Annotated in this window: 30 protein-coding genes; 17 read left to right on the top strand and 13 right to left on the bottom strand. The window is 61.5% G+C overall.

Going from position 1 to position 26,201, the window contains the following annotated elements; translation table 11 throughout:
* Nucleotides 1-77 precede the first annotated feature (77 nt).
* Nucleotides 78-1,082, top strand: a complete 1,005-nt coding sequence (gene serB, locus BN1127_RS13215) for a phosphoserine phosphatase SerB (RefSeq protein WP_042649782.1) — start codon at nt 78-80, stop codon at nt 1,080-1,082.
* Nucleotides 1,083-1,110: 28 nt separating this feature from the next.
* A complete protein-coding gene (locus BN1127_RS13220) occupies nt 1,111-2,016 on the top strand; it encodes an alpha/beta fold hydrolase (protein WP_005332237.1) in 906 nt (301 codons plus the stop codon).
* 59 nt (nt 2,017-2,075) lie between these two features.
* Here BN1127_RS13220 and BN1127_RS13225 read toward each other — a convergent pair whose 3' ends face one another.
* Nucleotides 2,076-4,442 carry a PilZ domain-containing protein gene (locus BN1127_RS13225; RefSeq protein WP_042649783.1) on the bottom strand — a complete coding sequence of 789 codons (2,367 nt, stop codon included), beginning with the start codon at nt 4,440-4,442 and terminating at the stop codon, nt 2,076-2,078.
* A gap of 100 nt (nt 4,443-4,542) precedes the next feature.
* On the opposite strand from BN1127_RS13225, the gene radA reads away from it, so the two are divergent.
* Nucleotides 4,543-5,907 carry a DNA repair protein RadA gene (radA, locus tag BN1127_RS13230; protein ID WP_005332241.1) on the top strand — a complete coding sequence of 455 codons (1,365 nt, stop codon included), beginning with the start codon at nt 4,543-4,545 and terminating at the stop codon, nt 5,905-5,907.
* Between the two features lie 57 nt (nt 5,908-5,964).
* Here the strand turns inward: radA and BN1127_RS13235 are convergent, their stop codons facing one another.
* Nucleotides 5,965-6,348: a PilZ domain-containing protein gene (locus BN1127_RS13235; RefSeq protein WP_041207087.1), complete on the bottom strand. Its 384-nt coding sequence runs from the start codon at nt 6,346-6,348 to the stop codon at nt 5,965-5,967.
* 102 nt (nt 6,349-6,450) lie between these two features.
* Nucleotides 6,451-6,933 carry an Rsd/AlgQ family anti-sigma factor gene (locus BN1127_RS13240; protein ID WP_041206431.1) on the bottom strand — a complete coding sequence of 161 codons (483 nt, stop codon included), beginning with the start codon at nt 6,931-6,933 and terminating at the stop codon, nt 6,451-6,453.
* A 338-nt stretch (nt 6,934-7,271) separates the two neighbouring features.
* Here BN1127_RS13240 and hupA point away from each other — a divergent pair, with 338 nt between their 5' ends.
* Nucleotides 7,272-7,544: a nucleoid-associated protein HU-alpha gene (gene hupA / locus BN1127_RS13245; RefSeq protein ID WP_005305063.1), complete on the top strand. Its 273-nt coding sequence runs from the start codon at nt 7,272-7,274 to the stop codon at nt 7,542-7,544.
* Between the two features lie 113 nt (nt 7,545-7,657).
* Nucleotides 7,658-8,083, top strand: a complete 426-nt coding sequence (locus BN1127_RS13250) for a hypothetical protein (protein WP_042649818.1) — start codon at nt 7,658-7,660, stop codon at nt 8,081-8,083.
* Between the two features lie 75 nt (nt 8,084-8,158).
* On the opposite strand, the gene BN1127_RS21600 is transcribed toward BN1127_RS13250, so the two are convergent.
* Nucleotides 8,159-8,308, bottom strand: a complete 150-nt coding sequence (locus BN1127_RS21600; protein WP_005332250.1) for a hypothetical protein — start codon at nt 8,306-8,308, stop codon at nt 8,159-8,161.
* A 2-nt stretch (nt 8,309-8,310) separates the two neighbouring features.
* Nucleotides 8,311-9,297: a tRNA dihydrouridine(20/20a) synthase DusA gene (dusA, locus tag BN1127_RS13255; RefSeq protein WP_042649784.1), complete on the bottom strand. Its 987-nt coding sequence runs from the start codon at nt 9,295-9,297 to the stop codon at nt 8,311-8,313.
* Between the two features lie 136 nt (nt 9,298-9,433).
* Between dusA and zur the strand changes: the two genes are divergently transcribed.
* Genes zur through BN1127_RS13270 form a run of 3 tightly spaced genes read left to right on the top strand, consistent with a single transcriptional unit; the run spans nt 9,434 to nt 10,576 of the window.
* Nucleotides 9,434-9,892, top strand: a complete 459-nt coding sequence (gene zur / locus BN1127_RS13260; RefSeq protein ID WP_042649819.1) for a zinc uptake transcriptional repressor Zur — start codon at nt 9,434-9,436, stop codon at nt 9,890-9,892.
* Complete coding sequence (locus tag BN1127_RS13265) at nt 9,882-10,343, top strand: chemotaxis protein CheX (RefSeq protein ID WP_005332255.1); 462 nt, start codon at nt 9,882-9,884, stop codon at nt 10,341-10,343. Before zur ends, BN1127_RS13265 begins: the two co-directional genes overlap by 11 nt.
* A gap of 5 nt (nt 10,344-10,348) precedes the next feature.
* Complete coding sequence (locus BN1127_RS13270) at nt 10,349-10,576, top strand: hypothetical protein (RefSeq protein WP_005332257.1); 228 nt, start codon at nt 10,349-10,351, stop codon at nt 10,574-10,576.
* Nucleotides 10,577-10,664: 88 nt separating this feature from the next.
* On the opposite strand, the gene brnQ is transcribed toward BN1127_RS13270, so the two are convergent.
* The gene (gene brnQ, locus BN1127_RS13275; protein WP_042649820.1) at nt 10,665-11,927 is read right to left on the bottom strand and encodes a branched-chain amino acid transport system II carrier protein; all 1,263 of its coding nucleotides are present in this window, start codon (nt 11,925-11,927) and stop codon (nt 10,665-10,667) included.
* A 236-nt stretch (nt 11,928-12,163) separates the two neighbouring features.
* Nucleotides 12,164-12,874, bottom strand: a complete 711-nt coding sequence (locus tag BN1127_RS13280) for a tRNA1(Val) (adenine(37)-N6)-methyltransferase (protein WP_042649785.1) — start codon at nt 12,872-12,874, stop codon at nt 12,164-12,166.
* Between the two features lie 128 nt (nt 12,875-13,002).
* Between BN1127_RS13280 and srmB the strand changes: the two genes are divergently transcribed.
* A complete protein-coding gene (srmB, locus tag BN1127_RS13285) occupies nt 13,003-14,226 on the top strand; it encodes an ATP-dependent RNA helicase SrmB (protein ID WP_042649786.1) in 1,224 nt (407 codons plus the stop codon).
* A gap of 185 nt (nt 14,227-14,411) precedes the next feature.
* Here srmB and yaaA read toward each other — a convergent pair whose 3' ends face one another.
* Genes yaaA through tapT form a run of 3 tightly spaced genes read right to left on the bottom strand, consistent with a single transcriptional unit; the run spans nt 14,412 to nt 17,388 of the window.
* Complete coding sequence (gene yaaA / locus BN1127_RS13290) at nt 14,412-15,185, bottom strand: peroxide stress protein YaaA (RefSeq protein ID WP_042649787.1); 774 nt, start codon at nt 15,183-15,185, stop codon at nt 14,412-14,414.
* A 32-nt stretch (nt 15,186-15,217) separates the two neighbouring features.
* Nucleotides 15,218-16,327 carry a PilT/PilU family type 4a pilus ATPase gene (locus BN1127_RS13295; protein ID WP_042649788.1) on the bottom strand — a complete coding sequence of 370 codons (1,110 nt, stop codon included), beginning with the start codon at nt 16,325-16,327 and terminating at the stop codon, nt 15,218-15,220.
* A 26-nt stretch (nt 16,328-16,353) separates the two neighbouring features.
* Entirely contained in the window at nt 16,354-17,388 is a 1,035-nt protein-coding gene (tapT, locus tag BN1127_RS13300) for a type IVa pilus ATPase TapT (protein WP_041206426.1), read from the bottom strand.
* A 39-nt stretch (nt 17,389-17,427) separates the two neighbouring features.
* Between tapT and BN1127_RS13305 the strand changes: the two genes are divergently transcribed.
* The 5 genes from BN1127_RS13305 to BN1127_RS13325 all read left to right on the top strand — a co-directional run bounded on the left by BN1127_RS13305 (nt 17,428) and on the right by BN1127_RS13325 (nt 20,422).
* Complete coding sequence (locus BN1127_RS13305) at nt 17,428-18,129, top strand: YggS family pyridoxal phosphate-dependent enzyme (protein WP_042649789.1); 702 nt, start codon at nt 17,428-17,430, stop codon at nt 18,127-18,129.
* 158 nt (nt 18,130-18,287) lie between these two features.
* Entirely contained in the window at nt 18,288-19,115 is an 828-nt protein-coding gene (gene proC / locus BN1127_RS13310; protein WP_042649790.1) for a pyrroline-5-carboxylate reductase, read from the top strand.
* Nucleotides 19,116-19,138: 23 nt separating this feature from the next.
* Nucleotides 19,139-19,690 (top strand): YggT family protein, encoded by a 552-nt coding sequence (locus tag BN1127_RS13315; RefSeq protein WP_025325667.1) that lies wholly within the window; start codon nt 19,139-19,141, stop codon nt 19,688-19,690.
* Nucleotides 19,690-19,998, top strand: a complete 309-nt coding sequence (gene yggU / locus BN1127_RS13320) for a DUF167 family protein YggU (protein WP_041206422.1) — start codon at nt 19,690-19,692, stop codon at nt 19,996-19,998. Before BN1127_RS13315 ends, yggU begins: the two co-directional genes overlap by 1 nt.
* Before the next feature lie 4 nt (nt 19,999-20,002).
* Nucleotides 20,003-20,422 carry a DUF4426 domain-containing protein gene (locus BN1127_RS13325; RefSeq protein WP_041206420.1) on the top strand — a complete coding sequence of 140 codons (420 nt, stop codon included), beginning with the start codon at nt 20,003-20,005 and terminating at the stop codon, nt 20,420-20,422.
* A gap of 78 nt (nt 20,423-20,500) precedes the next feature.
* Here the strand turns inward: BN1127_RS13325 and BN1127_RS13330 are convergent, their stop codons facing one another.
* The 3 genes from BN1127_RS13330 to BN1127_RS13340 form a co-directional block, all read right to left on the bottom strand.
* A complete protein-coding gene (locus BN1127_RS13330; RefSeq protein WP_042649791.1) occupies nt 20,501-21,331 on the bottom strand; it encodes a CPBP family intramembrane glutamic endopeptidase in 831 nt (276 codons plus the stop codon).
* A gap of 176 nt (nt 21,332-21,507) precedes the next feature.
* Complete coding sequence (locus tag BN1127_RS13335; RefSeq protein ID WP_005332293.1) at nt 21,508-21,804, bottom strand: hypothetical protein; 297 nt, start codon at nt 21,802-21,804, stop codon at nt 21,508-21,510.
* Between the two features lie 51 nt (nt 21,805-21,855).
* Complete coding sequence (locus tag BN1127_RS13340) at nt 21,856-22,230, bottom strand: YacL family protein (RefSeq protein WP_005332296.1); 375 nt, start codon at nt 22,228-22,230, stop codon at nt 21,856-21,858.
* Nucleotides 22,231-22,438: 208 nt separating this feature from the next.
* On the opposite strand from BN1127_RS13340, the gene BN1127_RS13345 reads away from it, so the two are divergent.
* The 3 genes from BN1127_RS13345 to BN1127_RS13355 all read left to right on the top strand — a co-directional run bounded on the left by BN1127_RS13345 (nt 22,439) and on the right by BN1127_RS13355 (nt 26,079).
* Nucleotides 22,439-23,554, top strand: coding sequence for a sugar diacid recognition domain-containing protein (locus BN1127_RS13345; RefSeq protein ID WP_042649792.1), 1,116 nt, complete (start codon nt 22,439-22,441; stop codon nt 23,552-23,554).
* 119 nt (nt 23,555-23,673) lie between these two features.
* Entirely contained in the window at nt 23,674-24,936 is a 1,263-nt protein-coding gene (locus tag BN1127_RS13350) for a GntP family permease (protein ID WP_042649793.1), read from the top strand.
* A gap of 9 nt (nt 24,937-24,945) precedes the next feature.
* Nucleotides 24,946-26,079 (top strand): glycerate kinase, encoded by a 1,134-nt coding sequence (locus tag BN1127_RS13355; protein ID WP_042649794.1) that lies wholly within the window; start codon nt 24,946-24,948, stop codon nt 26,077-26,079.
* Nucleotides 26,080-26,201 lie beyond the last annotated feature (122 nt).

The raw sequence follows: 26,201 nt of genomic DNA on the forward strand, positions 1-26,201 counted from the left end.
TTGCCTGTACAAAAAGCAATACGCTACTCTGGGCCCGCATGATGAACCCCGTGATCTCCAAGGAAGGCGTCTCTCTTATGTTGTTGTCCCAACTCCCCCGTTCCCCGCATGACTGGGCCAAGGCCCTGTGCAGTGTTCCCTGCTGGCAGCTTACCCCTGAAGCCCTGTTGCCCGCAGCCAGTGCCCACGACGACGCCTGGCTCGTCTTGTTTGGCAAGGCGCTGGATGCTCGCGACCTGGCACAGGTGGCGAGGCTGCTGGCAGACCATGAGGTCGAAGCCAGCCTCTATCCCCTGGGGGAGCAGGCCGGTGTTCCTCTGCTTCTGCTCGGCGCAAACCGCTTCTCTCCCGAGCTGGTGCAGGCCATCAAGGGGCAGGAGTGGGACATCGATGTCTGCCATCTCGCCATCCTGCCGACCCTGGGAGAACCCGGGTTGCTGGTGATGGACATGGATTCCACCGCGATCCGGATCGAGTGCATCGACGAAATAGCCCGTCTGGCTGGAGTGGGCGATCAGGTGGCGGCGGTGACGGCGGCGGCCATGCAGGGCAAGCTGGAGTTTGCCGACAGCCTGCGCAGCCGGGTCGCGCTGCTGGAAGGTGCACCGGTCACCATCCTCGATGAGGTGGCGGCCGCCATGCCTTGGATGCCCGGCTTGCAACTGATGGTCGATACCCTCAAACAGTCGGGTTGGACAGTGGCGATTGCCTCGGGCGGCTTTACCCGTTTCGCCGGCGAACTACAACAGGCGCTCGGGCTGGACGCCATCTTTGCCAACGAGCTGGCGGTGGAGGGAGGCCTGCTGACCGGCAAGGTGAGCGGGCGCATCGTAGATGCCGCCGTCAAGGCCGAGGTGTTGCAGCAACTGGCGCGGCAGCATGAGATCCCCGTAGCCCAGACGGTGGCGGTCGGCGATGGCGCCAACGATCTCAAGATGATGGGGGTGGCCGGGCTCGGCATTGCCATCCACGCCAAGCCATTGGTACGTGCCCAGGCGGCCGCCACCCTCAATCACCATGATCTGGAAGGGGTGCTCTGCCTGCTCGGCGCGCTGGCCTGCCGCGACCGGCGCTGGTGTTGAACCCGCTCAAGGAGGAGCAAAGAACAAGATGGAACTGTTGCAACAATCCCTGTTTGTCCCCTGTGGCGAGCATCGGCTGCATGTGCGCCATATTCAGCCCGGTGTCGCCGTGCATGCCGATCCCATCCTGATGGTGCACGGCGCCATCGAGAACGGACGCATCTTCTACACCGAATCCGGCAAGGGGCTGGCCTGTTTCCTGGCGCGGCACGGTTATCAGGTGTATGTGGCGGATCTGCGCGGGCGAGGCCAGAGCACGCCGGCCATCGCCGAGCGGGCTGGCCACGGCCAGCATGAGCTGATCACCGAGGATCTGCCGGCCCTGCAACATTGGGTCGCTGCTCGTCATGCCGGCGCCAGGGTGCACTGGATGGCTCACTCCTGGGGCGGGGTCATCATGGCCTCGACCCTGGTGCGCTTCCCGGAGCTGGCCGACCAGATAGCCAGTCTGGTGTTTTTCGGCACCAAGCGGGGGGTCTCGGTACAGAACCCCGAGCGCTGGTTGAAGGTGGATCTAATCTGGAACCGGTTGGCACCCTGGCTGGCACGAAACCGTGGTTTTCTGGCCGCGCGCCGGTTGCGAATTGGGGCGGACGATGAGCCGCTGCGCTACCTGCAGGAGACCATCCCCTGGGTGAAATGCGGGCCCTGGCAGGATCCCCACGATGGCTTCGCCTACGGGGAGGCCGCAGCCAGGGTCAACTGGCCGCCGCTCTGGATGATCTCGGCCAAGGCGGACAAGGTGCTGGGTCACCCGACCGACGTGCGCCGCTTCAGCGACGAGATGGGCTCCGCCGCGCGTCATACCCGCCTCGGCCGGGACAACGGCAACCGGCTCGACTACGACCACATCAACATGCTGACGGCCCCCCAGGCCCAGGAGGATCACTTCCCCGAGATCCTGGCCTGGCTGCGCAACCCGCAGGCGGCCTGACATGGACAAGGGCGGCCACATGGCTGCCCTTGTCGTGGATGGCGCTCGTCCCGCCAGGGTCAGAGTGCCGGGATGCCGAGCCGGAACAGGGTGGCCTCTGTGGTGTCGGTCAACTCGCCCACCCCCACCACGCTCCACAGCTCCTCCTCCAGTTTCTTGGCCTTGTGAATGGCGAACTTGGCGATGTAGTCCAGCTCGCCCGCGATGAAGCTGGTGTCGGGGCGGCCGGTGCGGGAGATGCCGACCAGCACCGAATAGAACTCACCCTGTTGCCGAGCCAACTCGATGAAACGGCGCTTCTGCTCAACCGATGCAAAACTGCTGGCAAGCTGGCTGCGAAACAGGGGAGTGCCACCCTTGGTGTGCAGTCCGGCGATGTAGACCTCTTCCTCTTCCGGCTTGTCTTCCCGCTCTATGGTGCGCAGGGGGTTGAGCAGCAGGGTCTTGAGCAGCGTTCCCTGGAACAGGGGGTAGAGGTTCAGGTGTTTCTCTTGTTCGGCGCAAGCCTGCAACAGGCCGGCGAGGCTGCGCGGTCTGGGCGCCAGCCCCAGCGCGGCGGGGCGGGGTGGCCCGTTGAGCTTGTTCACATAGACAGGGGTATTGAACAGGTGGTGGGTATAGAGGTTGCGCAGTGCCCTTGCCATGCCACGATAGCGTTTGTGCTCCTTGGTGGGTTTGAGCTTGTTCTGGTTGCTCTCGATCAGCAGGCTGAAAAACTGGTGGCCGATGTGGCGCTCTGCCGTCCCCTCGATGCACAGGTGCAGCACGGTACGACTCAGGTTGAGGCTGACCAGCCGATAGGGGAGGTGCTGCAGATCCATGTTCTTGGCGAGATCCTGCAGGCGGGGCAGGGCGACCTGGATGATGTCCCCCTTCTCGCCAGAGAACGGCTCCTCCAGCTCTATCTGCATGCCGTGGGTCGAGATGTCGCGGGTCCAGCCGAGCCAGGCGCGATCCTGGTGGCGGATCACGATCGCCGTCTTGTGGACGTAGCGGGCCTCCTTGCGCAGTTGCACATAGTGCAGCGTCTCTATCTCGAAGGGGATCGCATGGATGTCGTGGCCGAAGCGTTGCAAGGCGTTGGCGTTGTGCGTCTGACTGCTGTCGAACCGGAACTCGCCGCGCTGGTTGTCGAGCCCGATCTCCTGCAGCATGCCCACATAGCCCAGCTGGCCGAGCCGCTCGCGCAGCAACATGTCCTGCAACTGGTGCGCCCCTCCCGGCTGGCTGTCGAGATCGGCCTCGGCCAGGGTGCAGGCCTCCAGGCTGAATTTGTAGACACGCCAGCTGGGGCGGCGGGCGCCTATCTGAAAGAACAGGGCAGTCAGCCCGCTCTGCTCAAGCTCTTCCCGGGTAGCGGAGAAGAAGTAGAGGTGGCTGCGCACCGAGTGGGTGAAGCTGTAGATCAGGGTTTCGCGAAGCCCCCCTTTGGCGGGCAACAGTGACGGCATGCGCGCTGGCGTGAAGAGGCTGGCGAGCATGTCGCGGTTCTTGGCGTCGCGCCAGTACTCGAGGATGTGCTGGTTGTTCTCGGTACGCAGGGCGATCTCGAGGCCAGGGGTTGCACCCTGGCCGAAGAAGAGCGGCATGCCGGTCATGCGCGGCAGGTAGAACTGTTCGTACCCCTTGATGATGGCGGTCGACAGCAGGTAGTCGACGCTGACCCGATAGCGGCTGCGGTTGCGCTCGATGAAGTCGCGCAGGAACTCATCGAAGGCGGGATGATCGTCACTCTTCACCAGCCGCAGCCAGAATTTTCCCTCTTTCTGCTCCTTCCCCAGGATCTGATAGTCGATCGACTGGCGCAGCATGGGGGTGGGGTGCTCGCGTTCCAGGCCGGTGAAGAAGACCTCGATGTGGTCGCCGGTCTGGTAGTCGGGCAGATAGGGGACCAAGACCCGGATCCCGCCGAGAGAGATGTCCGAACTCTTGGCCTGCAGCTTCTCTCCGCTCGCCAGCTTGAGCACCATGGGTGAGCTGAAGTGCATCCGCTCCTCCTGCCGGCCGTAGTGGCTGGCGAAGGGAATGGCATTGACATCGAAGGGGCGGAACGGGCTGACGGGCAAGGAGAGGCTCTCGCTGCGCCCCTGATTGAGCTTGCACCAGGCTTGCAGCGCCTCGTAGACCCCCAGGGTGTAGCTGTCCCGGTAGAGGTAGCACTGGGACTGGAACTGCTCGATGGCCTCGGCGGGCATGAAGTGGGTGACACCCTCAAACTCGTGTACCTGACAGAGGGGCCCCAGTTCGTTGCGCATGTCGATCACGCGCCGGCAGGGAGTGCACTTGCGCTTGAGCTCCATCTTCAGCAGGAAACGGCCGTTGGTATTCTCGTTCTGGGTCAGGCGGTTGAAGATCTCGTCGAAGTCCTTTTCCCGGAGCAGGGGGACCAGTTGTTCTATCAGGTGGAGTGGTTGTTCTGAATCCATGTATTCCTGCCGCGGAAAGTCACTTTTCCGATTCTGGGTTTGATCTGTCGGTCGCAAACCAGTATATCAAGCAGGAATTCATCCTGTCCCCGAGTTATCCATGGCCAAAAACAAAACCGCCTATGTTTGTTCCGAATGTGGCGCCGACTTCTCCCGCTGGCAAGGCCAATGCAGCGAGTGCAAGGAGTGGAACACCATCACCGAGGTCCGGTTGGGCGTCACGACACCGGGAAAGAGTGCCCGCTACACCGGTTATGCCGGTGCCATCGGCAGCCAGGTGCAGACCCTGGCCGAGGTCGCGACCACCGAGATCCCCCGCTTCAGTTCGGGCTTCAAGGAGCTGGACCGGGTGCTCGGCGGCGGTGTGGTGCCGGGCTCGGCGATCCTCATTGGTGGCAACCCGGGGGCTGGCAAATCGACCCTGCTGCTGCAGACCATGTGTGGTCTGGCACAGCGGATGAAGACCCTGTATGTGACCGGGGAGGAGTCGCTGCAACAGGTGGCGATGCGGGCCGGCCGGCTGGGCTTGCCCACCGACAAGCTGCGCATGCTGTCGGAAACCAGCGTGGAGCAGATCTGCATCATTGCCCAGCAGGAGCAGCCGCAGATCATGGTCATCGACTCGATCCAGGTGATGCATGTGGCGGATGTGCAGTCATCCCCCGGCTCCGTCTCCCAGGTGCGCGAATCTGCGGCCCTGCTCACCCGCTATGCCAAGCAGAATCATGTCGCCATCTTCATGGTGGGCCATGTCACCAAGGACGGCACCCTGGCCGGTCCCAAGGTGCTGGAGCACTGTGTCGACTGCTCCGTACTGTTGGACGGTGCCCACGACTCGCGCTTTCGGACCCTGCGTTCCCACAAGAACCGCTTCGGTGCGGTCAACGAACTCGGTGTCTTCGCCATGACGGGGCAGGGGATGAAAGAGGTGAGCAATCCCTCCGCCATCTTCCTGAGCCGTGGCGAGGAGCAGGCACCCGGCTCCATCGTCATGGTGATCTGGGAGGGGACGCGCCCCCTGCTGGTGGAGTTGCAGGCGCTGGTGGATTACTCCCAGCTCTCCAATCCGCGCCGGGTGGCGGTGGGCATGGATCATAACCGTCTCGCCATGCTGCTGGCGGTACTGCACCGTCACGGCGGGTTGCAGATGGCGGATCAGGATGTCTTCATCAATGTGGTTGGCGGGGTCAAGGTCGAGGAGACCAGTGCGGATCTGGCGCTGTTGCTGGCCATGGTCTCCAGCTTCCGGGATCAGGCCTTGCCCAAGGATCTGGTGGTCTTTGGCGAGGTGGGGCTGTCTGGCGAGATCCGACCTGTACCCTCTGGCCAGGAGCGGTTGCAGGAGGCGGCCAAGCACGGTTTCCGCCGTGCCATAGTGCCTCATGCCAACGCACCCAAGCATCCTATCGAGGGGATGGAGGTGGTGCCGGTGAAGAAGCTGTTCGATGCCCTGGAGGCCTTGTAACAGCGCAAAAGAGAACAAAAAAGGAGCGTATGACGCTCCTTTTTCACCGATGGTGAGTCAGGTGGGAGGATTGTGTTCCTTGTGCTCTTGCAGCAACTGCTCCAGCTCGCGATACAGCAGCTGCTCTTCCCCGATGTTCAACTCCATCATCCGCTTGAGGTGGGTGGCGCTGTCGATGTCGATGTGGTGGCAGTAGAAGCCCAGCTTCTTGCTGGCCTCGTGGGTTAGCTCCACTTGCATCCTGATCTCGATGTCACTGCCGCCGAGCATGAAGCAGATCTCGTACTCCTTGTCATCGCTGCCGACCCAATCCTCGGGCCTCAGCAGCAGGGCGCCCTGCAGGGAGACATCCACCAGTTGGGTGTGCCACTGGTGTACTCCCTGCGTCAGTTTGGCGGCGGTCAAATAGAAGACTCGTGTAAAGTGGCGGCGCTCGGCCATGTTCATCTCCGGTCTGCGTGCGAGCACAGTGCTAACCATCCATGCCCCAGAGTGTAATGTAGCTGGCGCATCAGGATGTTGAACTGGCTCCGATATTGGACATCAGACCCGCTGTTGACTGAGGGATTCGACCACCTGAAGTGCCTTGACCAGCCTGTCTTCCTGCTTGAACCTGTCCTCCAGCACGGGCCCCAGCTGATTCAGATCCTCATCGAGCTGCAACAGCTGGGCCTCGTCGGCATTGCTGTATTTGTCGTTGAACTCCAGGGCAAACTCGGTGCAGGCACGAATATGGGGATAGATGCGTTTGGCCAACTCCAGTTTGTCACCGCTGGCTTGTTCGAAGGCGGTGACCACGTGGTTGTAGATCTCGAAATGACCGGCGCTGACGTAGTCGACCAGTTGCTCGCAGAAGCGCTGCAGTTCGACGTGACCGGGAAGGGAGCGCTGCTTGGACTTGGTGGGCATGAGCCCGGCCAGCCGCATGTATTCGACCAGCAATGCCTGCCTGGCATCCAGCCAGTCATCGATTGCCCGGTGCTTGCCTGCCAACGCGCGCTTGGTTTGTTCCAGTTCAGTTAACATAGTCCCTCCATGGGCATGGCATGAAGCGCGATGGCTGCAGGCCTTCGGTCATTCTCATCGACTGACGACACTCCTATAACTAGGGAAAATCCTGTTGACCGTCAATAGGAGTGTGGGGATATTGTTACATCAGGCGGGGGTTTGCATACAAGTCTCCGTCGGTTTCTCGTCCCGTGTCGCCAGTCAGGAGGGCGCGGGGACGAGATATGTGACTATTTCCGCAGATCTTGATGAAAACCCCAGCATTCAAGCCAATCCGGCTGATAAAGCCTTTGCCTGAGTGTTTTTTTTTGAATAGAGTGGCCCGGTGCTAAATGCCCGATCATAAAGGAAATGTTATGAACAAAGCTCAACTTGTCGATGCAATTGCCGCCAAAGCAGACCTGAGCAAAGCTCAGGCCAAAGTCGCTCTGGAAGAGATCATCAATGGTATTACCCAGAGCCTGAAAGAGGGCGATGCCGTTCAGTTGGTGGGTTTTGGTACCTTCAAGGTCAACCATCGCGCGGGCCGCACCGGTCGCAACCCGCAGACTGGCAAAGAGATCCAGATTGCAGCCGCCAATGTGCCGTCCTTTGTGGCAGGCAAGGCGCTGAAAGACGCCGTCAAGTAATCGCGTAAAGTAATCAAATGAAACCCGGCTCCTGCCGGGTTTTTTCTTGCCATCTTCGTTAAAATTTGTTTCAGATACACTCAGGATATGGCATGCGCTGTAGTGAGGTGGATATGGAACAGAAGAATGCCATCCGGCAGGTGGCCGTGCCCTGGGCACCCTCCCGCCAACTTCCCCCCGGCCTGGTTGTAGCCGAACTGCATCAGGATATCTGGAGTGACAATCTGACGATCGTGTTGGGCCGCGCCCGCAGCATAGATCTGCCGCCGCAGCCGCTGTGCCGGGTCAGTTTCCGCCATATCTTCGCCGTGAGGGTGATGGAGGATTGCGATCTGGCGGAAGGGCGGGACAGCCACGTCATCGAGGAGCAGATCCAGCTGATCACGCCGTCCCGTTTCGCCAGCTGGTTCCATCAGGAGTCAGATGGCCTGCACCTGGACGAGGACTTGCAGCACTATCGCATCTCGACCTGGGATTATTGCGCCGACGTGCTGACCTCCTCCCCTCCGGAATTGCAGTTTGTGGCGCTGGAAGAGTGAACGGGCGCCATCATCCAGATAAAAAAGCCGGAACATCGCTGTTCCGGCTTTTTCTTGCCTGAGTGGCTGGCGGGATCAGCCGAGCAACTGCTCCCTGTGCAGGCCAAGCACGATCAGCAGCCCGATGAAATAGAAGACGCTGAGCTTGATGCCGAGGATGGCGAGCAGGCCGGCGCAGAGGCGTACCAGCGCCTTGTGCAGCCAGGAACCGGTGAAGCGATACATGGTTACTCCACCGACTCGGCGCTGACGAATTCCGGCACCTTGGCCATGGCGTCCAGCACCACCTGGATGCCTGCACCCGGTTTGCAGGCATTCTCGCTCAGGTGACGACGCCAGGCACGGGCTCCCTGCATGTTCTGGAACAGACCCAGCATGTGGCGGGTCATGTGGGAGAGGTAGTTGCCCTTGGCCAGCTCCTGCTCCATGTAGGGCAGCATCATGCGCACCACCTCGTGGCGGCTCGGCACCTCACCACCCAGACCGAATACCCGGTTGTCGACCTCGGCCAGGAGGTAGGGGTTCTGGTACGCCTCGCGCCCCATCATGACCCCGTCCACCTGCTGCAGATGTTCTAGGGTCTGCTCGAGAGAATTGACCCCGCCGTTGAGGGCGATGGTCAGCTCGGGATAGTCCTGCTTGACCTGATAGACGCGCGGGTAGTCGAGCGGCGGGATCTCGCGGTTCTCTTTCGGACTCAGGCCGCTCAGCCAGGCCTTGCGGGCGTGAACGATAAAGGTCTCGCAGCCGGCATCGCGCACCTGCTCAATGAAGGCCTGCAAGAATTCGTAGGAGTCCTGCTCGTCGATGCCGATACGGGTCTTGACCGTCACCGGAATGTTCACCACGTCGCGCATCGCCTTGACGCAATCGGCCACCAGGGCGGGCTCCCCCATCAGACAGGCGCCGAAGCGGCCATTCTGGACGCGATCCGACGGGCAACCCACGTTGAGGTTGATCTCGTCATAGCCACGCTCTTCGGCCAGCTTCGCACAGCGGGCCAGATCCGCCGGGTTGCTGCCCCCGAGCTGCAGGGCGAGCGGGTGTTCCTGCTCGCTGTAGCCCAGATAATCTCCCTTGCCGTGGATGATGGCGCCGGTGGTCACCATCTCGGTATAGAGCAGGGTCTGGCGGGTCATCAGACGGTGGAAATAACGGCAATGCCGATCGGTCCAGTCCAGCATGGGGGCGATGGAGAAGCGCTGCGCCTGCATAAAAATCATCCGGGTTGGCAAAAGAAGGGGCCGGATTCTACCACAACGTGAGACAGCCTCAGAAAATGAATTTTGTCGCCGCGCCAGCGAGGCCCTGTGATAGTATCCGGCTAATTGACAGGGTATCTGCGTGATCATGAATCAAGACCTACTTCTACAACGAGCGGAACGTCTCTGCGACCAGCGGGGGATCCGTTTCACCCCGACCCGGCGCCAGGTGTTCCGGCTGCTTGCCACCCATGGCAATGCCATCAGCGCCTATGACCTGCTGGCCCAGTTGCAGCAGACCGAGGCCCATGCCAAGCCCCCCACCGTCTACCGGGCACTCGACTTCCTGCTCGAGCAGGGATTCGCTCACAAGGTGGAGTCGCTCAACGCCTTCATCTTCTGCTGTCACTTTGACCATGCCCATCCCATGCAACTGCTGATCTGCGATCGTTGCAAAGAGGTGGTGGAGCTGCATGATCCTGCCATCGACAGCGCCTTTTCCGAGCAGGCTCATCTGCATGGTTTTACTATTACCAACAAGACCATAGAGGCTCATGGCCAATGTGCTCGTTGCTCCGACACCGTAGGAAGTGAAGATGAAGGCTGATTTCGTAAACCCGTTCCTGCTCTCTTTGCTCAACGTGCTCTCCACCATGGCACAGATGGAACTCAAACCCGGTGCTCCCAAGCGCAAGACGGATGAGCTGGCGCGGGGGGATGTCTCCGGCCTCATCGGCATGGTGGGTCCACAGACCCGGGGGTCGCTCTCCATCAGCTTCGAGAAGGGGCTGGCGCTGGAGATCATGCGCCGCATGCTGGGGGAGGCGCCGGCCACCATCAATGAAGAGGTGACCGACATGGTGGGCGAGATCACCAACATGGTGACCGGTGGCGCCAAGCGCATGCTGGGGGAGAAGGGCTATGAGTTCGACATGGCGACTCCCATCATCGTCTCCGGCCCCAACCACACCATCACCCACAGGGCCGATGGTGCCAAGATCATGATGCCGTTCGATTCCGAGTATGGCCGCGCCACCATAGAGATCTGCTTCGAGTAACCGCCATGTGGAAGATGCTGAAATGGAGTGTTATCGGGGGGGTAGTGCTGCTTATCCTGTCGGATATCGAGATCAGCACCTCCCTCTACAAGTACGAAGACAACAGCGTGCAGATCAACTTCCCGCGCTGGCAGGGCGAGCAGCCCTGGGGCACCCTGCGCTGGCATGCCGGTCAGGTCGAGAGCCACTGGTACGGCCTGGCAGGCAAACCCAAGCCGGCATCCGTGCTCTGAACACGAAACCACCTTGCAATGCACTCGTTGCACAAATGAAAGAGGCCAGCAAATGCTGGCCTCTTCTTTTATGTTGTTGGGGTGACGATCAGGCGGCTTCGGCAGCCAGCTTGTCACCACCACGTACCATGGTGCCCAGGCCGCAGGCCAGCAGGGTGGGCAGCAACCAGGCCAGGCCCTTGTCGAACAGCGGCAGGAAGGCGAACGCATCCATCTTCATGCCGGCCGCACCCAGACCGTCCAGGCAGCCGAACAGGAAGGCAACCAGCAGGACGGAGCGGAATACCAGACGAGGACGTCCGAAGTAGCTCTTCAGGAAGGTAACCAGCACCAGCGCCACGGCAACCGGATAGATGGCGACCAGCACCGGGATGGAGAGACTGATGAGCTGGCTCAGACCGACGTTGGCCACCACGGCACAGACGGCCCCCAGCAGTACGACCAGCTTCTGGTAGCTCATACCGGTGAGATTGTGGAAGAAGTCGGAGCAGGCGGAGATCAGGCCCACGGCCGTGGTGAAACAGGCCAGAGTGATGATGGCCGCCAGAATGAACTGACCCGGCTGGCCGAACAGGCTCAGGACATAGGCGTTGACGATGGCGCCGCCATTGCTGATGTCGGTGGCGACCCCGCCGGCGGTGTTACCCAGCTGGAACAGGGAGACATAGACCACGGACAGGCCGATGGCGGAGATGATGCCCGCGATGGCCAGGTACTTGAACTGGCTCTGGTAGTCGTGGATGCCTTTCTTGCGCAGCAGATCGACGATCAGGGCGCCAAACATCAGGGACGCCAGGGTGTCCATGGTGTTGTAGCCTTCCAGGATCCCTTTCACCAGGGGGCTGTGCTGATAGTCGCCTGACGCGGCGGGCATGGAGCCCTGGGGTGCGACGAAGACGCCGATGGCCAGGGTCAGCAGCAGCAGCATCAGTACTGGGGTCAGGTATTTGCCGATGGCATCCATCAGCTTGCCCTGATTGAGGGAGACCAGAATGGCCACGCCGAAGAAGACCACGGTGTAGGCGGCCAGTCCGGATTGACCCATGTCACCGAGGAAGGGCTTGAGACCCATCTCGTAGGCTACCAGGCCGGTACGGGGGGCGGCAAAGGCCGGGCCTATAATGATGTAGATGGCGACGGCCAGCGCGGTGGCGATGCCGGTGGGCAGCAACTTGGTCATGCCGGCCCAGCCATTGCCGGCCTTGGCGACGGCGAGAATGGTGATGAGGGGCAGGCCCACGGCAGTCACCAGGAAGCCGAGCATGGCCAGGGAGAGGTGTTCACCTGCCATGTAACCGGCCAGGGGCGGGAAGATGATGTTGCCTGCGCCCAGATAGAAGGCGAAGGTCATGAAGCCCAATCCGAGTACATCGGACAATGTGAGTGATTTCGTCAAGTTCAACCTCGTCTGTCTTGTAAACTATTGCTTGTTATAGTTTTTTATTGGTCAGTGACCGGCGTTGTTCAGGGGTAAAAAAAAGGAGCCCCGCTGCTTTTTTCATCGCCACCAGTGGTTTGAGCTGGTCTTGAGCGGGCGCTCGTTTGATGGTCAGCATAATGATGTGAAAAAATAGTTCAAGGCGAAATTTACATCTTCAAATAGAAGGGGTGGGTTAGTTGGATGTATCTGTCGGAATAGCCTCCAGCAGTAGAATGGATCACAATTTCACCCTGCTCACACCTGCTTAATCCTCTGCCAAGTAGCAATAAAACGCGATTTGCCTCTTTCCCCTCCCTGGTGATAACAGCTGTATAACAAAGGCTGTACAGATCATAATCTGCCGAGATGCATAAAATTTCATCTGCCATGGCGGTCGGCAGCACCAGTGCCAGCCGTCCATCCTGACTCAGCAGGCGACGGCTTGCCGCCAGCAGCGCATGGGGACCGAGCGCACCCGTGTGACGGGCGAGCGCCCTGGCCGGATCGCTAAATACCTGACCTGCCAAGAAATACGGGGGGTTGGAGACGATGAGATCGTAAGGAACAGCCTGATAGTCCTGAATGGCATTCTCGATAATGGTGACCCGGGAGGCCCAGGGGGAGGCCGCCACGTTATCCCTGGCCTGCTCCGCTGCATCCTTATCCAGCTCCACCCCGTCGATCCGGCAGTCGTTCGTGCTGCGCTGGGCCAGCATCAGGGCGATGAGGCCGCTGCCGGTACCGATATCCAGTACTCGACGCGCATCGGCGACAGGAGCCCAGGCTCCCAGCAGGATGCCGTCAGTGCCCACCTTCATGGCACAGCGGTCATGGTCGATATGAAATTGTTTGAAGGTAAAACCGCTGCTACGCCCCATCTGACCCTCGTTGCTCGTCCGCCATAGCGAAAATGGTCGGCGATTATAGCGGCTAAGCCACAGTCGCCATAGGAGCTGGCGGCATAATCGCCTATAATCTGCCGTTTCCTTAATGACCGAGTATTGCCATGAGCCAGTCCTTTGATGATTTCGACCTGAATCCAGCCCTCAACCGGGCCTTGGCCGAGATGGGTTTCACCCGCCCCACTACCATCCAGCAGATGGTGCTGGAGCCAGCCCTGGACGGCCGCGATATTCTGGCATCCGCGCCGACCGGTACCGGCAAGACCGCCGCCTTCCTGCTGCCAGCCATGCAGCATCTGCTGGACTTCCCGCGCCGCAAGCCGGGCCCGTGCCGCATGCTGATCCTCACCCCGACCCGCGAGCTGGCACTTCAGGTCAGTGCCCATGCCAGGGCGCTGGCGGTACATACCCATCTCAGTATCGAGACCATCATCGGTGGCGTCAGCCATGAAGAGCAGCTGCCGGCCCTGACCAAGACCACCGACATCGTGGTGGCCACTCCGGGTCGCTTGCTCGAGTACATCGAGAAGGAAGAGTTCGAGAGCCACGACATCGAGGTGTTGGTGCTGGATGAAGCGGACCGCATGCTGGACATGGGCTTCATCAAGGATGTGAACCGCATCGTGGAAGAGGCGCGTTACCGCAAGCACACCATGCTGTTCTCCGCCACCCTGGAAGGAGCCGGCCTGACCAAGTTTGCCAACGAGATCCTCAACGATCCGGTCGAGCTGCACGCCGAGCCGCCCCGCAGCGAGCGTCGTCCCATCACCCAGTGGGTGCACCTGGCCGATGACGCGGCCCACAAGCTGGCGCTGCTGATCCATATTCTGAAGGATCCGCAGACCCAGAAGGCCATTGTCTTCGTCAAGACCCGCGAGCGGCTGGCGGAGCTCTCCGGCCAGTTGCAGGCGGCCGGTGTTTCCTGTGCCTGGATCCGTGGTGAAATGGAGCAGAGCAAGCGCATCGAGTCGATCCGCAAGTTCCACGAAGGTGAAGTGCCCTTCCTCATTGCCACCGACGTGGCCGCCCGGGGTATCGACTTGCCCAACGTCAGCCACGTCATCAACTACGACATGCCCTACGGCACCGATGTCTATGTTCATCGCATCGGCCGTACCGGCCGTGCCGGCAACCGTGGCTGCGCCATCAGCCTGGTGGAAGCCCACGACATGGCCATGGTGGCCAAGATCGAGCGCTACACCGAGGAGCGGCTCAAGCGTCGGGTGATCGAGGAGCTGCGCCCGAGGCACAAGGAGGCGCGAGTGCCGGTGAAGAAGAAGAAACCGAAGGATGGCAAGAAAAAGAGCACCAAGAAGAAAAAGAAGTAATGCCCCATTGACGTTGAAACGGCCATCCTCGGATGGCCGTTTTGCTGCCGGTCTTCCGGGCCCGTGTGGTGAGAAGCGCGCAGAAAAAAGCCGACGCATTAACGTCGGCCAACAAAAAGTGCTTACAACAGAGGATTCATAGGTTCAGACCCGTGGATCCCGAACTTGGTTCCCTCCATCTGTAATTAATTTTCAGCGCGCTTGAACATCAGGGTGCGATCGTCGGACTCTTGTGGCACGAAATAGTAGCCAGCCTCATTGAACCCGGTCAATTGGGTTACCTCGGTCAGTCGGTGCTTGATGATGTGGCGGGCCATCATGCCGCGGGCCTTCTTGGCGTAGAAGCTGATGATCTTGAACTGACCGTTCTTCTCGTCCTTGAACACGGGGGTCACGATGCGGCCCTTCAGGGCCTTCGGGCGAACCGACTTGAAGTATTCGTCAGACGCCAGATTGATCAGCATCTCGCTGCCCTGTGCAGCCAGCACCTTGTTCAGGTGCTCGGTGATGATGTCACCCCAGAACTGATAGAGATCCTTGCCGCGCTCGTTGTCGAGGCGGATCCCCATCTCCAGCCGGTAGGGCATCATCAGATCCAGCGGTCGCAGCACGCCGTAGAGGCCGGACAGCATGCGCAGGTGCGCCTGGGCAAAGTCGAGATCCGCCTCGCTGAAATCCTCCACGGCGAGGCCGGTGTAGACATCACCCTTGAAGGCCAGCAGGGCCTGGCGGGCATTGTTAGGGGTGAAATCCGGCTGCCATTCGGCAAAGCGGGCGGCGTTGAGTCCCGCCAGTTTGTCGCTGATCTTCATCAGGCTGGCGATCTGATCCGGGGCCAGTTGCCTGGCCCGATGGATCAGTAGGGCGGAGTGATCCAGCAGCTCGGGCAGGGTGAAACGGGAGGTCACCAGCGGCGACTCGTAATCCAGCGTCTTGGCCGGGGAAACCACAATTAGCATAACTGTCCTTTACTAGCGGTGACGCACGTCCCTCATTCATCCAGGGTCACGTTGTCGAGTGTGCCTGCACCCAGCTGCTCGCGACCCGACAGCTTGATCAGCAGTCGCAGGTCGTTGGCGGAGTCGGCATGGGCAAGGGCCTCACTGTAGCCAATTTGGCCGGCGCAGAACAGGGTGAACAGCGCCTGATCGAAGGTCTGCATGCCGAGCTCGCCGGATTTGGTCATCACCTCCTTGAGCCTGTGCATCTCGCCCTTGCGGATGATGTCGGTGATGAGCGGGGTGTTGAGCAGGATCTCGAAGGCGGCGATCCGGCGGCTGCCATTCACGCTGGGGAGCAGTTGCTGCGCCACGATGGCGCGCAGGTTGAAGGAGAGATCGAACAGGAACTGGCGGTGTTTCGCCTCCGGCACCAGATGGAGGATGCGATCCAGCGCCTGGTTGGCGTTGTTGGCGTGCAGGGTGGCGAGGCAGAGGTGGCCCGTTTCGGCAAACTGGATGGCCAGTTCCATGGTTTCCTGGGTACGGATCTCACCGATCAGGATGACATCCGGTGCCTGGCGCATGGAATTCTTGAGGGCCACGTCGAAGGAGTCGGTGTCTATGCCGACCTCCCGCTGGGTCACCAGGCAACGCCCATGCTGGTGGACGAACTCCACCGGATCCTCCACCGTCAGTATGTGGCCGTCGCCGTGCTGGTTGCGATAACCGATCATGGCCGCCTGGGTGGTGGACTTGCCAGCCCCCGTGGCACCGACGAACAGCACCAGCCCGCGTTTGGCCATGGCCACATCCTGCAGGATGGGGGGCAGTACCAACTCCTCGAAGGTGGGAATACGGGTCTCGATACGACGCAGCACCATGCCCGGCATATCCTGCTGCCAGAAGGCGCTGACCCGGAATCGGCCAAGTCCTTCACGGTGGATGGCGTAGTTTGCCTCCCGGCTATGCAGGTATCGCTCGAAGTGCGTCTCGTCCAGGCTATCCCTGACCAGGGCCAGCGCCGCCTGCCTGTCCAGCGGCCCCCCCTCGAGCGGTACCAGGCGTCCATTGACCTTGAGGGTGGGGGGGGCATCGACCGTGATGAAGAGATCCGATCCCTTTTGTTCAACCAGTGCAGCGAGCAGAACATCCATGTTCATAGTGTCTCCTTGGGTATGAAAGCATCTTAAATGCTGTTGGGATCGGCCGCCTTGGCCCTGGCATCGAGGGCGGCAACCACGCCCCGGTTGACGAGCTGCTTGAGGCTCTGATCCATGGTCTGCATGCCGTGGGTCATCCCGGTCTGGATGACGGAGTAGAGCTGGGCGACCTTGTCTTCCCGGATGAGGTTTCGCACCGCCGGGATCCCCAGCATGATCTCGTGGGCTGCCACCCGACCACCGCCGATCCGCTTGAGCAGGGTCTGGGAGATGACCGCCCGCAGGGACTCGGAGAGCATGGATCTCACCATGTCCTTCTCCGAGCCGGGGAAGACGTCGATGATCCGGTCTATGGTCTTAGCCGCCGACGAGGTGTGCAGGGTACCGAACACCAGATGACCGGTCTCTGCCGCCGTCATGGCGAGGCGGATGGTCTCGAGGTCGCGCATTTCCCCCACCAGTATGATGTCCGGGTCCTCACGCAGGGCCGAGCGGAGGGCGTTGGCGAAACTCTTGGTATCGCGGTGCACCTCGCGCTGGTTGACCAGGCAGCGCTTGTTCTCGTGCACGAACTCGATGGGATCCTCGATGGTGAGGATGTGGTGGTGGAAGTTGTCATTGATGTAATTGACCATGGCCGCAAGCGTGGTGGACTTGCCCGAACCTGTCGGGCCCGTGACCAGCACCAGGCCGCGCGGAAACTCGGCTATCTTGCGGAACATCTCGGGAGCTTCCAGATCCTCCAGGGTCAGAACGGTACTGGGTATGGTGCGAAACACGGCGCCAGAGCCCCGCGCCTGTTGAAAGGCGTTGACCCGAAAACGCGCCATGCCGGGTACCTCGAAGGAGAAGTCCACCTCGAAATTCTCCTCCAGCTCCTTGCGCTGATAGTCGTTCATGATGTCGTAGATCAGGGCGTGCACTTCACGGTGATCCAGGGCGGGTAAATTGATCTTGCGAACCTCTCCATCAACCCTGATCATCGGGGGAACCCCGGCTGAGAGGTGTAGATCCGAGGCCTTATGCTTTACACTGAAAGCCAATAACTCTGTGATATCCATAGATTTGTTATTCTCCCATCACAAGATCACGAACGAAATATGAGCCAGATTGCCCAGCACCTGCTTCAGGTAAAGGAACGTATTGTACAGGCCGCCAGGCGAGTTGGCCGTGGCGCCGATCATATCCAGCTGCTTGCGGTCAGCAAGACCAAGCCGCTTGAAGACATCCAGGCCGCCTATGCCGCCGGTCAGCGCCGCTTTGGCGAATCCTATGCCCAGGAGGCCGCCCTCAAGATTGATGCCCTGCGTGAGCAGGCTGCCTGCCAAGACATAGAGTGGCACTTTATCGGCCCGCTGCAATCGAACAAATCCAGGTTGGTGGCGGAGCGATTCGATTGGGTGCAAAGCGTCGATCGTGACAAACTTATCGAGCGCCTCAACAACCAGCGTCCAGCCGGGTTGTCACCGCTAAATGTCTGTCTGCAAATCAATATTAGCGGAGAGAGCAGCAAATCCGGTACGTCGGAGCAAGAGATTTTCCGGTTGGCCGCCCTGGTTGCCCAGAGCGAGCGACTGGTGCTGCGTGGCCTGATGGCCATCCCGGAGCACACCAGCGACGAGGCGGTTCTGGCTGTGCAGATGCGGCGCATGCAGGCTCTGTTCACCGAGCTTGCGCAACAATACCCGAGCGTCGACACCCTTTCGATGGGCATGACCGAGGATCTCGAGGCCGCCGTCGCCCATGGCAGCACCATGGTCCGGGTCGGCACCGCCATCTTCGGTGCCCGTGATTACTCATGAACAGAAGCATGCGGTGTAGCCTGTCCTCGCCTTCGTCGGCCCGGCACACCGCCGCATTGGAAGCCATTAACAGGAGTGTGTGATGCAACATAGAATTCTCGCCTTTATTGGGGCGGGCACGCAGGGCTCCGCAGTCATTTCATCAGCAGGAGTGCAAGATGCAGCATAAGAGAACCCTCGCCTTCATCGGGGCGGGCAACATGAGCCGCAGCATCATTGCCGGCCTGATCCAGGCCGGTTATCCGGCCGGGCGGATCATCGCTGCCAACCCCAGTCGGCCCAAGCTGGACGAACTGGCTGATCAGTTCGGCATTCGCATCACCCAGAACAACGCCGAGGCGGCCCGTGAGGCCGACGTCATCGTGCTGGCGGTCAAACCCCAGCTGATGGCGGCCATGCTGGAGGCGCTGGTGGCCGAGCTGGGGTCGCTGGCGGGCAAGCTGCTCATCTCCATTGCCGCCGGTATCAAGGTCGAGCGGTTGCAGGAGATGGCGGGGGGGCACTCCCGCATCATCCGCACCATGCCCAATACCCCCTCCCTGCTGGGCTTGGGAATGACCGGGCTCTATGCTCCGACCGGCATAGAACAGGCGGATCGCGACTTCGCCGAACAGATGATGCAGGCCGTCGGCAAGACCCTCTGGGTCGCGCAGGAGAGCGGCATCAACGGCGTCATCGCGGCGGCTGGCAGCGCCCCTGCCTACTTCTTCCTGTTCATGCAGGGGATTGCCGAGGAGGCGGAGGCCATGGGTTTCACTCCCGAGCAGGCCCGTCTGCTGGTGCAGCAGACCGCCCTTGGCGCCGCCGCCATGGTGGAGCAGAACCCCGAGCTCTCCCTGCAGGCCCTGCGCGAGCAGGTTACCAGCAAGGGCGGCACCACGGCCGAGGCCGTCAAGACATTCCAGGAGCAGGGGCTGAAGCCGCTGACCTCACGCGCCATGCAGGCGGCCGTCACTCGGGCCGGCGAGATGGAAACCCTTTTCTGAACCTTTTGTAGCAAGGAGCCCGGATGAACACGGCTTACTTTTTGATTAATACGATTTTTGATCTCTACCTCATGGTGGTGCTGCTGCGAGTCTGGTTGCAGTGGGCCCGCGCCGATTTCTACAACCCCATGAGCCAGATGGTGGTCAAGGTGACCAACCCCCTGGTGATCCCGCTGCGCCGCATCATCCCCGGCTTCGGCGGGCTGGACATGGCCTCTGTGCTGCTGGCACTCATCATCGCCTTCGCCAAGCTGGCGCTGCTCAAGAGCATGAACGTGCTGCTGACCGACTGGTTGACCCTCAGCCTGTTTGCGGTGCTCACCATACTGAAGAAGACGGGCTCCATGATCTTCTGGGTGCTGCTGATCCGTGCCATCCTGAGCTGGGTCAGCCAGGGCCGCAACCCCATCGAATACGTGATGCATCAGCTGACCGAGCCCTTCCTGGCACCCATCCGCCGCATACTGCCGGCGCTGGGTGGCCTGGATCTCTCGGTGCTGGTCGCCTTCATCGCGCTGCAGGCCATAAACTATCTGTTGGGGGATCTGTTCGGTCAGCTGTGGTGGATGATCTGATGCCAGCCGTCCTGCTGGAAGGGGACGCGCTGGTGTTGCACCTGATGATCCAGCCCAAGGCGAGCCGGGATCAGATCGTCGGCTTGCACGGGGACGAACTGAAAGTGGCCATCACGGCGCCGCCGGTGGATGGCCAGGCGAACAGCCATCTGATCAAGTATCTGGCCAAACAGTGCAAGGTGGCCAAGGGGCAGGTCCGCATCGTGCGGGGGGAGCTGGGACGGCACAAGACGGTCGCCATCGAGGCACCAAGACAGATCCCCGCCGAGATCGCCGCCCTGCTGGAGAGTGGAACACGAGAAGGATGACATCATGAAAACAGTCTGGATGAGCTGCCTGCTGGCACTCTTGATGACACTGCCACTGCGGGCCGAGCAGATGAAGGAGCTGGGCCCCTGGCAGGTTCACTACAGCGCCTTCAACTCCAGCTTCCTCACCCCTGAGGTGGCAAAGGCCTATGGCCTGGAGCGCAGCCGCTACAACGGCATCGTCAACATTGCGGTGCAGAACAAGCAAGGGGTGGCTCAGGCGGTGGGCATCAGCGGCGAGGCCAAGAACCTCACCGGCACCATACGCACCCTGAGCTTCCAGGAGGTGAAGGAGGGGGACTCCATTTACTACCTGGCGGTGCTGCCCTACCGGAACGAGGACACCTACCAGTTCACCCTGAAGATCATGGGGGAGGGGCAGCAGCAGACGCTGACCTTCCAGCAGACCTTCTACGTCGACTAGCTGTCCGGATGCGATGAAAATGCCCCGAACCCACAGGTTCGGGGCATTTTTTTATCCGGTGAGAGCCTGCCTCCGTATTTAGCTGCTGGCCAGCGGGTAGGTGAACAGGGCCAGGTGGGCGAAGTTGAACAGGAAGTGCAGCAGTATGGCGACGCTCAGCCGTCCGCTCAGCAGGAAGGCCAGGCCATAGCAGGCCCCCGCCAGGGCGGCAAGCAGCACCAGCAGCGGGCCGCCGGCCAGGTGCGCGGCCCCGAACAGCAGGCTGGCGACCAGGAGAGCGAGCCAGGGCTTGCTTCGGCTCGCCACCCCTTGCTGGATAAAGCCGCGAAACAGCGCCTCTTCCGCCACGCAGGTGAACAGCAGGTTGTTGAAGGCGAACAGCCACCACCAGTGGGGCAGCCCCACTTCGGGCTTGAGGGCTCCCAGTTGCCAGGCGGTGATCAGCAGGGCCGCCAGCGGCAGCATGAGCAGGGCCAGCGGTCGCCAGCGCATCGCGCCGCCCGGGCCGAGCAGGGCGGGCCAGGCCAGCAGCAGACCGAAGAAGATGAGCGGCTTGTCCAGATTCAGGTAGAGGGTGAAGGGGACGCTGGCGGGGCCGGCCTGCACCCGATCCAGCACCTTGAGGTTGGCAAAGCCCGGCACCAGGTGCAGCGTCAGTGCCAGGGCCCACAGCAGCACCAGGGTCAGCGCGACGCCACGCCAGGGCTGGGGCAGGGTGGGCGTGCGCCAGGCCAGCAACAGGCCGGCGAGGCTGACCAGCGCGGCGACGGGGCCGAGTCGCTCCAGCCAGAGCGCGGTCAGCAGGGCAATCCCCAGCAGGATCAGGCCGCTGCGCTGCTGGCGGGCCAGGCCGAGCAGCACGGCCAGCCCAAGAGCGAGCCAGATGAGGGTGTCAGGGAGTGGTAACATTGAGTCTCCTTGTGGGTTGCAAGGGGCGCACCTTAACGAGCCTTCGCCTCTCGCACAAGGCGCAATGGACTGGTCGGAGTCCTGGCGTGCTCCTTCTTGCCGCCGGTGCTGACCAAAGCGGACAATAAAAAAGCCGGAGCAGAGGCTCCGGCTTTGGGGATAGAGGGTGGCGCTGATTAGCGACCGGATTCGGCAATCACGCGGGCTATGATGTCGGCGCGCTTGGTGGCTTCCAGCTCGCCCAGGGCGATGAGGCCGGCCTTGAAGATCACGTTCTTCGGCAGGCTGACATCGTCCAGGGTGGTGATGGCTTCCACGTGCAGGCCGTTCAGGCGGCTGGCATCGCGCGGGCTCAGGTTGACCTGGGTATTCATCACCTGCTTGCCCTTCTTCTTGGCAGGCACGGCGGCTTTCTGGCTGGATTCCTGTTCTTCGTCTTCCGGCAGTTCATCATCAAAATCGTAAATGGACATAGTCAATCCTGTTGGGTTGCAAGGGGCATGCTCGCCCGAAATTGGGGGTATTCAGCCCATATCCTCGTTGCGGATAAAGGCGCGCCAGGAGCCGAGCACCTGGGCAAAGTCTTCCAGTCCGCACATGGCCAGCTGCTCATCATCGTAGTAGGCGAGATCGTCGAGATCCTCATCCAGCTCGATATTGAGGACGTTGGCTTTCACCTCTGCCTCCTCAGGGGTGAGCAGCAGTGAATAGTCACCGCCATGACGCTGGTACTCAGTGCGGGTTCGATTGGATAGCTGGTCAATGATGGAGAAGAGCTCGTCGAGCGTCTCCTCATCCTTGCCAACTTCATCGATCAGCCACTGACCGATGGCCTCGTGGCCCATGGAGAACCGGGCGCGATAGCCACCGAACGGGTCGCGGCGAAATTCATAATCCATAGCGGAGTCCCTATCGGAAGGGTGGAGCCACCACAATAGGGAGCGGCATGACGCCGGATCCATGATCCATGGTGGGGCACAGATAGCGTAAAGTGGCCTATTCTAGCGATCCCCCCCGCGCTTGTCTTGATGATGTGGGATCTTTAACGGGTCTGTCCCCTGAACCAGGCCACCCGGGGGCCCTGTCAACGAATGGTATGGAGAGGCAATGCAGCTCAATGACACCCTTGCTCGTCAGATAGTGAGCCGGGCCATGAAGATACTGTCGTTCTCGGTCAACGTGATGGACGAGCGGGGCCTCATCATCGCCTCCGGCAACCCGGAGCGGCTCCATCAGCGTCACGAGGGGGCCGTGCTGGCACTGACCGAGAACCGGGTGGTGGAGATCAGCGATGCCACTGCCCGGCAGCTCAAGGGGGTGAGGCCCGGCATCAACCTGCCCATCGCCTATCAGGGGGAGTTGCTCGGGGTCATCGGCATCTCTGGGGATCCGGAGGAAGTGCGTGCTTACGCTGAACTGGTGCGGATGACCGCCGAGCTCATCCTGGAGCAGGCGGCGCTCACCGAGCAGTTGCAGTGGGACAAACGCCACAAGGAGGAACTGGTGCTGCAGCTCATCCGCGGCGAGGGGCGGGCCGATCAGCTGCAGCAGGCGGCCCGCTTCCTCGATCTCGATCTGGCGCAGCCTCGCGTCGTCGCCGTGCTGGCACTGGAGGAAGCGGAGCCCGCCCGCCTGCGGGAACTGGTGCACCTCTTGGAAAACCCGGAGCGGGACAACCTGGTGGCCATCAACGGTCTGGACGAGATAGTGGTGCTCAAGCCGGCGCAGCTCTGTGACGGCGTCTGGCAATCGGCGCAGGAGCGCAGCCGCATCAAGCAGTTGCTGGCCCGCATTCCTCATTTCAAGGTACGCATAGGGGTGGGTGATTACTTCGCCGGGACGGGCGGATTGGCGCGCTCCTACCAGACCGCCCGTGACACCCTGCGCCGTGGCATGAGCCAGGCGCCGCGCAAGCAGGTCTACTTCTTCGAGGATTACCGCCTGCCTGTGCTGCTCGGCAGCCTGGCGGACTCCTGGCAGGCGGATCAGCTGCGGGCCCCGCTGCAAAAGCTGGCAAAGGAGGATGCAAAAGGAACGCTGCAAAAAACGCTGCGCCAATATTTCTTGCAGGATTGTGATCTGCATCCCTGTGCTGAAGCGCTCTTCATCCACCCCAATACCCTGCGTTACCGGCTGACCCGGATAGAGCAGATAACAGGCTTAAATTTCAACAAGTTAGATGACAAGTTCCTGCTCTATCTCGGGCTCAATCTCGACGGCTGACTTGTTCATATGAACAAAAATAAAGGCTGTTGAAACGCAAGCTTTGGCTTTTAAGCCAAAGCATTCCGGGTTGGGATCACCATAATGGCCACCACTCACTCATTTGAAAGGTGCCCGTCATGATCCCTGTATCCGCGCTCGGTGCTCTCGCTGCGCTCTCCATCGCCATCTTCCTCATTCTGAAGAAGGTGCCGCCTGCCTACGGCATGATAGTCGGTGCCCTGACCGGTGGCCTGATCGGCGGCGCCGACCTGACCCAGACCGTCGCCCTGATGATCGGCGGCGCCCAGGGGATCACCACGGCCGTGATGCGGATCCTGGCGGCCGGTGTGCTGGCAGGTGTCTTGATCGAATCGGGTGCCGCCACCACCATCGCCGAGACCATAGTCCGCAAGCTCGGCGAGACCCGTGCCCTGCTGGCCCTGGCCCTGGCCACCCTGATCCTGACCGCGGTCGGCGTCTTCGTGGACGTGGCCGTCATCACTGTCGCCCCCATAGCGCTGGCCATCGCCCGTCGTGCCGATCTCTCCAAGGCGGCCATCCTGCTGGCCATGATTGGGGGCGGCAAGGCGGGTAACGTCATGTCTCCCAACCCCAACGCCATCGCCGCGTCCGACGCCTTCCACCTGCCCCTCACCTCCGTGATGGCGGCCGGCATCATCCCGGGTCTGTTCGGTCTGGTGATGGCCTACTGGCTCGCCAAGCGCCTCAACAAGCGGGGCAGCAAGGTCGCGGCCGACGAAGTGGTGAACTTTGACGGTGGCAAGCTGCCCGGCTTCTTCGCCGCCATCAGCGCCCCCCTGGTCGCCATACTGCTGCTGGCCCTGCGCCCGGTGGCCGGCATAGTCGTGGATCCGCTCATCGCCCTGCCCCTCGGCGGCCTGGTCGGCGCCCTGATGATGGGCAAGTTCAGCAAGGTGAACCAGTTTGCAGTCTCCGGTCTGGCCCGCATGGCGCCGGTGGCCATCATGCTGCTGGGCACGGGTACCCTGGCGGGCATCATTGCGAACTCGGGTCTGAAGGATGTGCTGATCAGCGGCCTGACCGCCTCCGGTCTGCCTTCCTACCTGCTGGCCCCCATCTCCGGTGCCCTGATGTCGCTGGCGACCGCCTCGACCACCGCAGGCACAGTGGTGGCCTCCAACGTATTCAGCTCCACCCTGATTGAACTGGGCATCAGCAGTCTGGCGGGGGCCGCCATGATCCACGCCGGTGCTACCGTGTTTGACCACATGCCCCACGGCTCCTTCTTCCACGCCACCGGTGGTAGCGTTCACATGGGCGTCGGAGAGCGCCTCAAGCTCATCCCGTACGAAACCGCGGTCGGTCTGACCATTGCGACTGTCTCCACCCTGATGTTTGGCGTGTTTGGCCTCGCCTAAGGAATTGATATGAAAATTGTTATTGCACCCGATTCATTCAAGGAGAGCCTGAGCGCCATGGCGGTGGCCGATGCCATCGAGGCGGGTTTCAAGCAGGTGTTGCCGGATGCCACCTATGTCAAATTGCCCATGGCCGATGGCGGTGAGGGCACTGTGCAGTCCCTGGTGGATGCCACCGGTGGCCGCATCCTGCAGGTTGAAGTGACGGCTCCGCTCGGCAACAAAGTGCAGGGCTTCGTCGGTCTGCTGGGGGATGGCGAGCGGGCCGTCATCGAGATGGCCGCTGCCTCCGGCATTCATCTGGTGGCACCCGAGCAGCGCAATCCGTTGCTCACCTCCAGCGTCGGTACCGGCGAGCTGATCCTGGCGGCGCTGGAGATGGGGGTGAAGCACCTCATTCTCGGCATCGGTGGCAGCGCCACCAACGACGGCGGTGCCGGCATGATCCAGGCGCTCGGTGGCAAGTTGCTCAAAGCGGATGGCTCTGCCATCGAGTTGGGGGGTGCCGGCCTGGCCGAGCTGGCGACCATCGATCTGAGCGGGCTGGATCCGCGCCTGAGCGAGCTGGTCATCGAGGTGGCCTGCGACGTGAACAACCCGTTGTGCGGCCCGAAAGGCGCCTCCGCCGTGTTCGGCCCGCAGAAGGGGGCGACTCCGGAGATGGTGGCCCAGCTCGATGGCAACCTGGCCCGCTACGCCGACTGCATCGAACAGGCCCTCGGCAAGCAGGTGAAGGATATTCCGGGGGCGGGCGCCGCCGGTGGCATGGGCGCCGCCCTGGTCGGCCTGCTCGGGGCCGAGCTCAAGCCCGGCATCCAGATCGTCATCGACGCCTTGAAACTGGCCGATGAAGTGGCCGATGCGGATCTCGTCATCACCGGCGAAGGGCGCATCGACAGCCAGACCATCCACGGCAAGACGCCAATTGGTGTCGCACGCTGCGCCAAGCGGTTCGGCAAACCGGTGATCGGCATCGCCGGCTGCCTCACCGACGATTGCGGCGTGGTCCATGACCATGGCATCGACGCCGTGTTTGCGGTGGTCAACCGGGCCATGTCCCTGTCGGAGGCGATCGCAACCGCCACCACCAACCTGCAGCTCACGGCCCGCAACGTCGCCGCTCTCTATCTGCTGCGTCGTTAATCCTCTTCTGGCCGGTGCCCGTCACCGGCCGCACCCAGCCCCGTGTAGCGGATGTGGTTGCTCGCCTGAGGGCGGACCCTCTGACGCACCTTGCCGATCCCTGGATCGGCTTTTTTATTATC

The organism is Aeromonas media (assembly GCF_000819985.1).
Taxonomy (GTDB): Bacteria; Pseudomonadota; Gammaproteobacteria; order Enterobacterales; family Aeromonadaceae; genus Aeromonas; species Aeromonas media.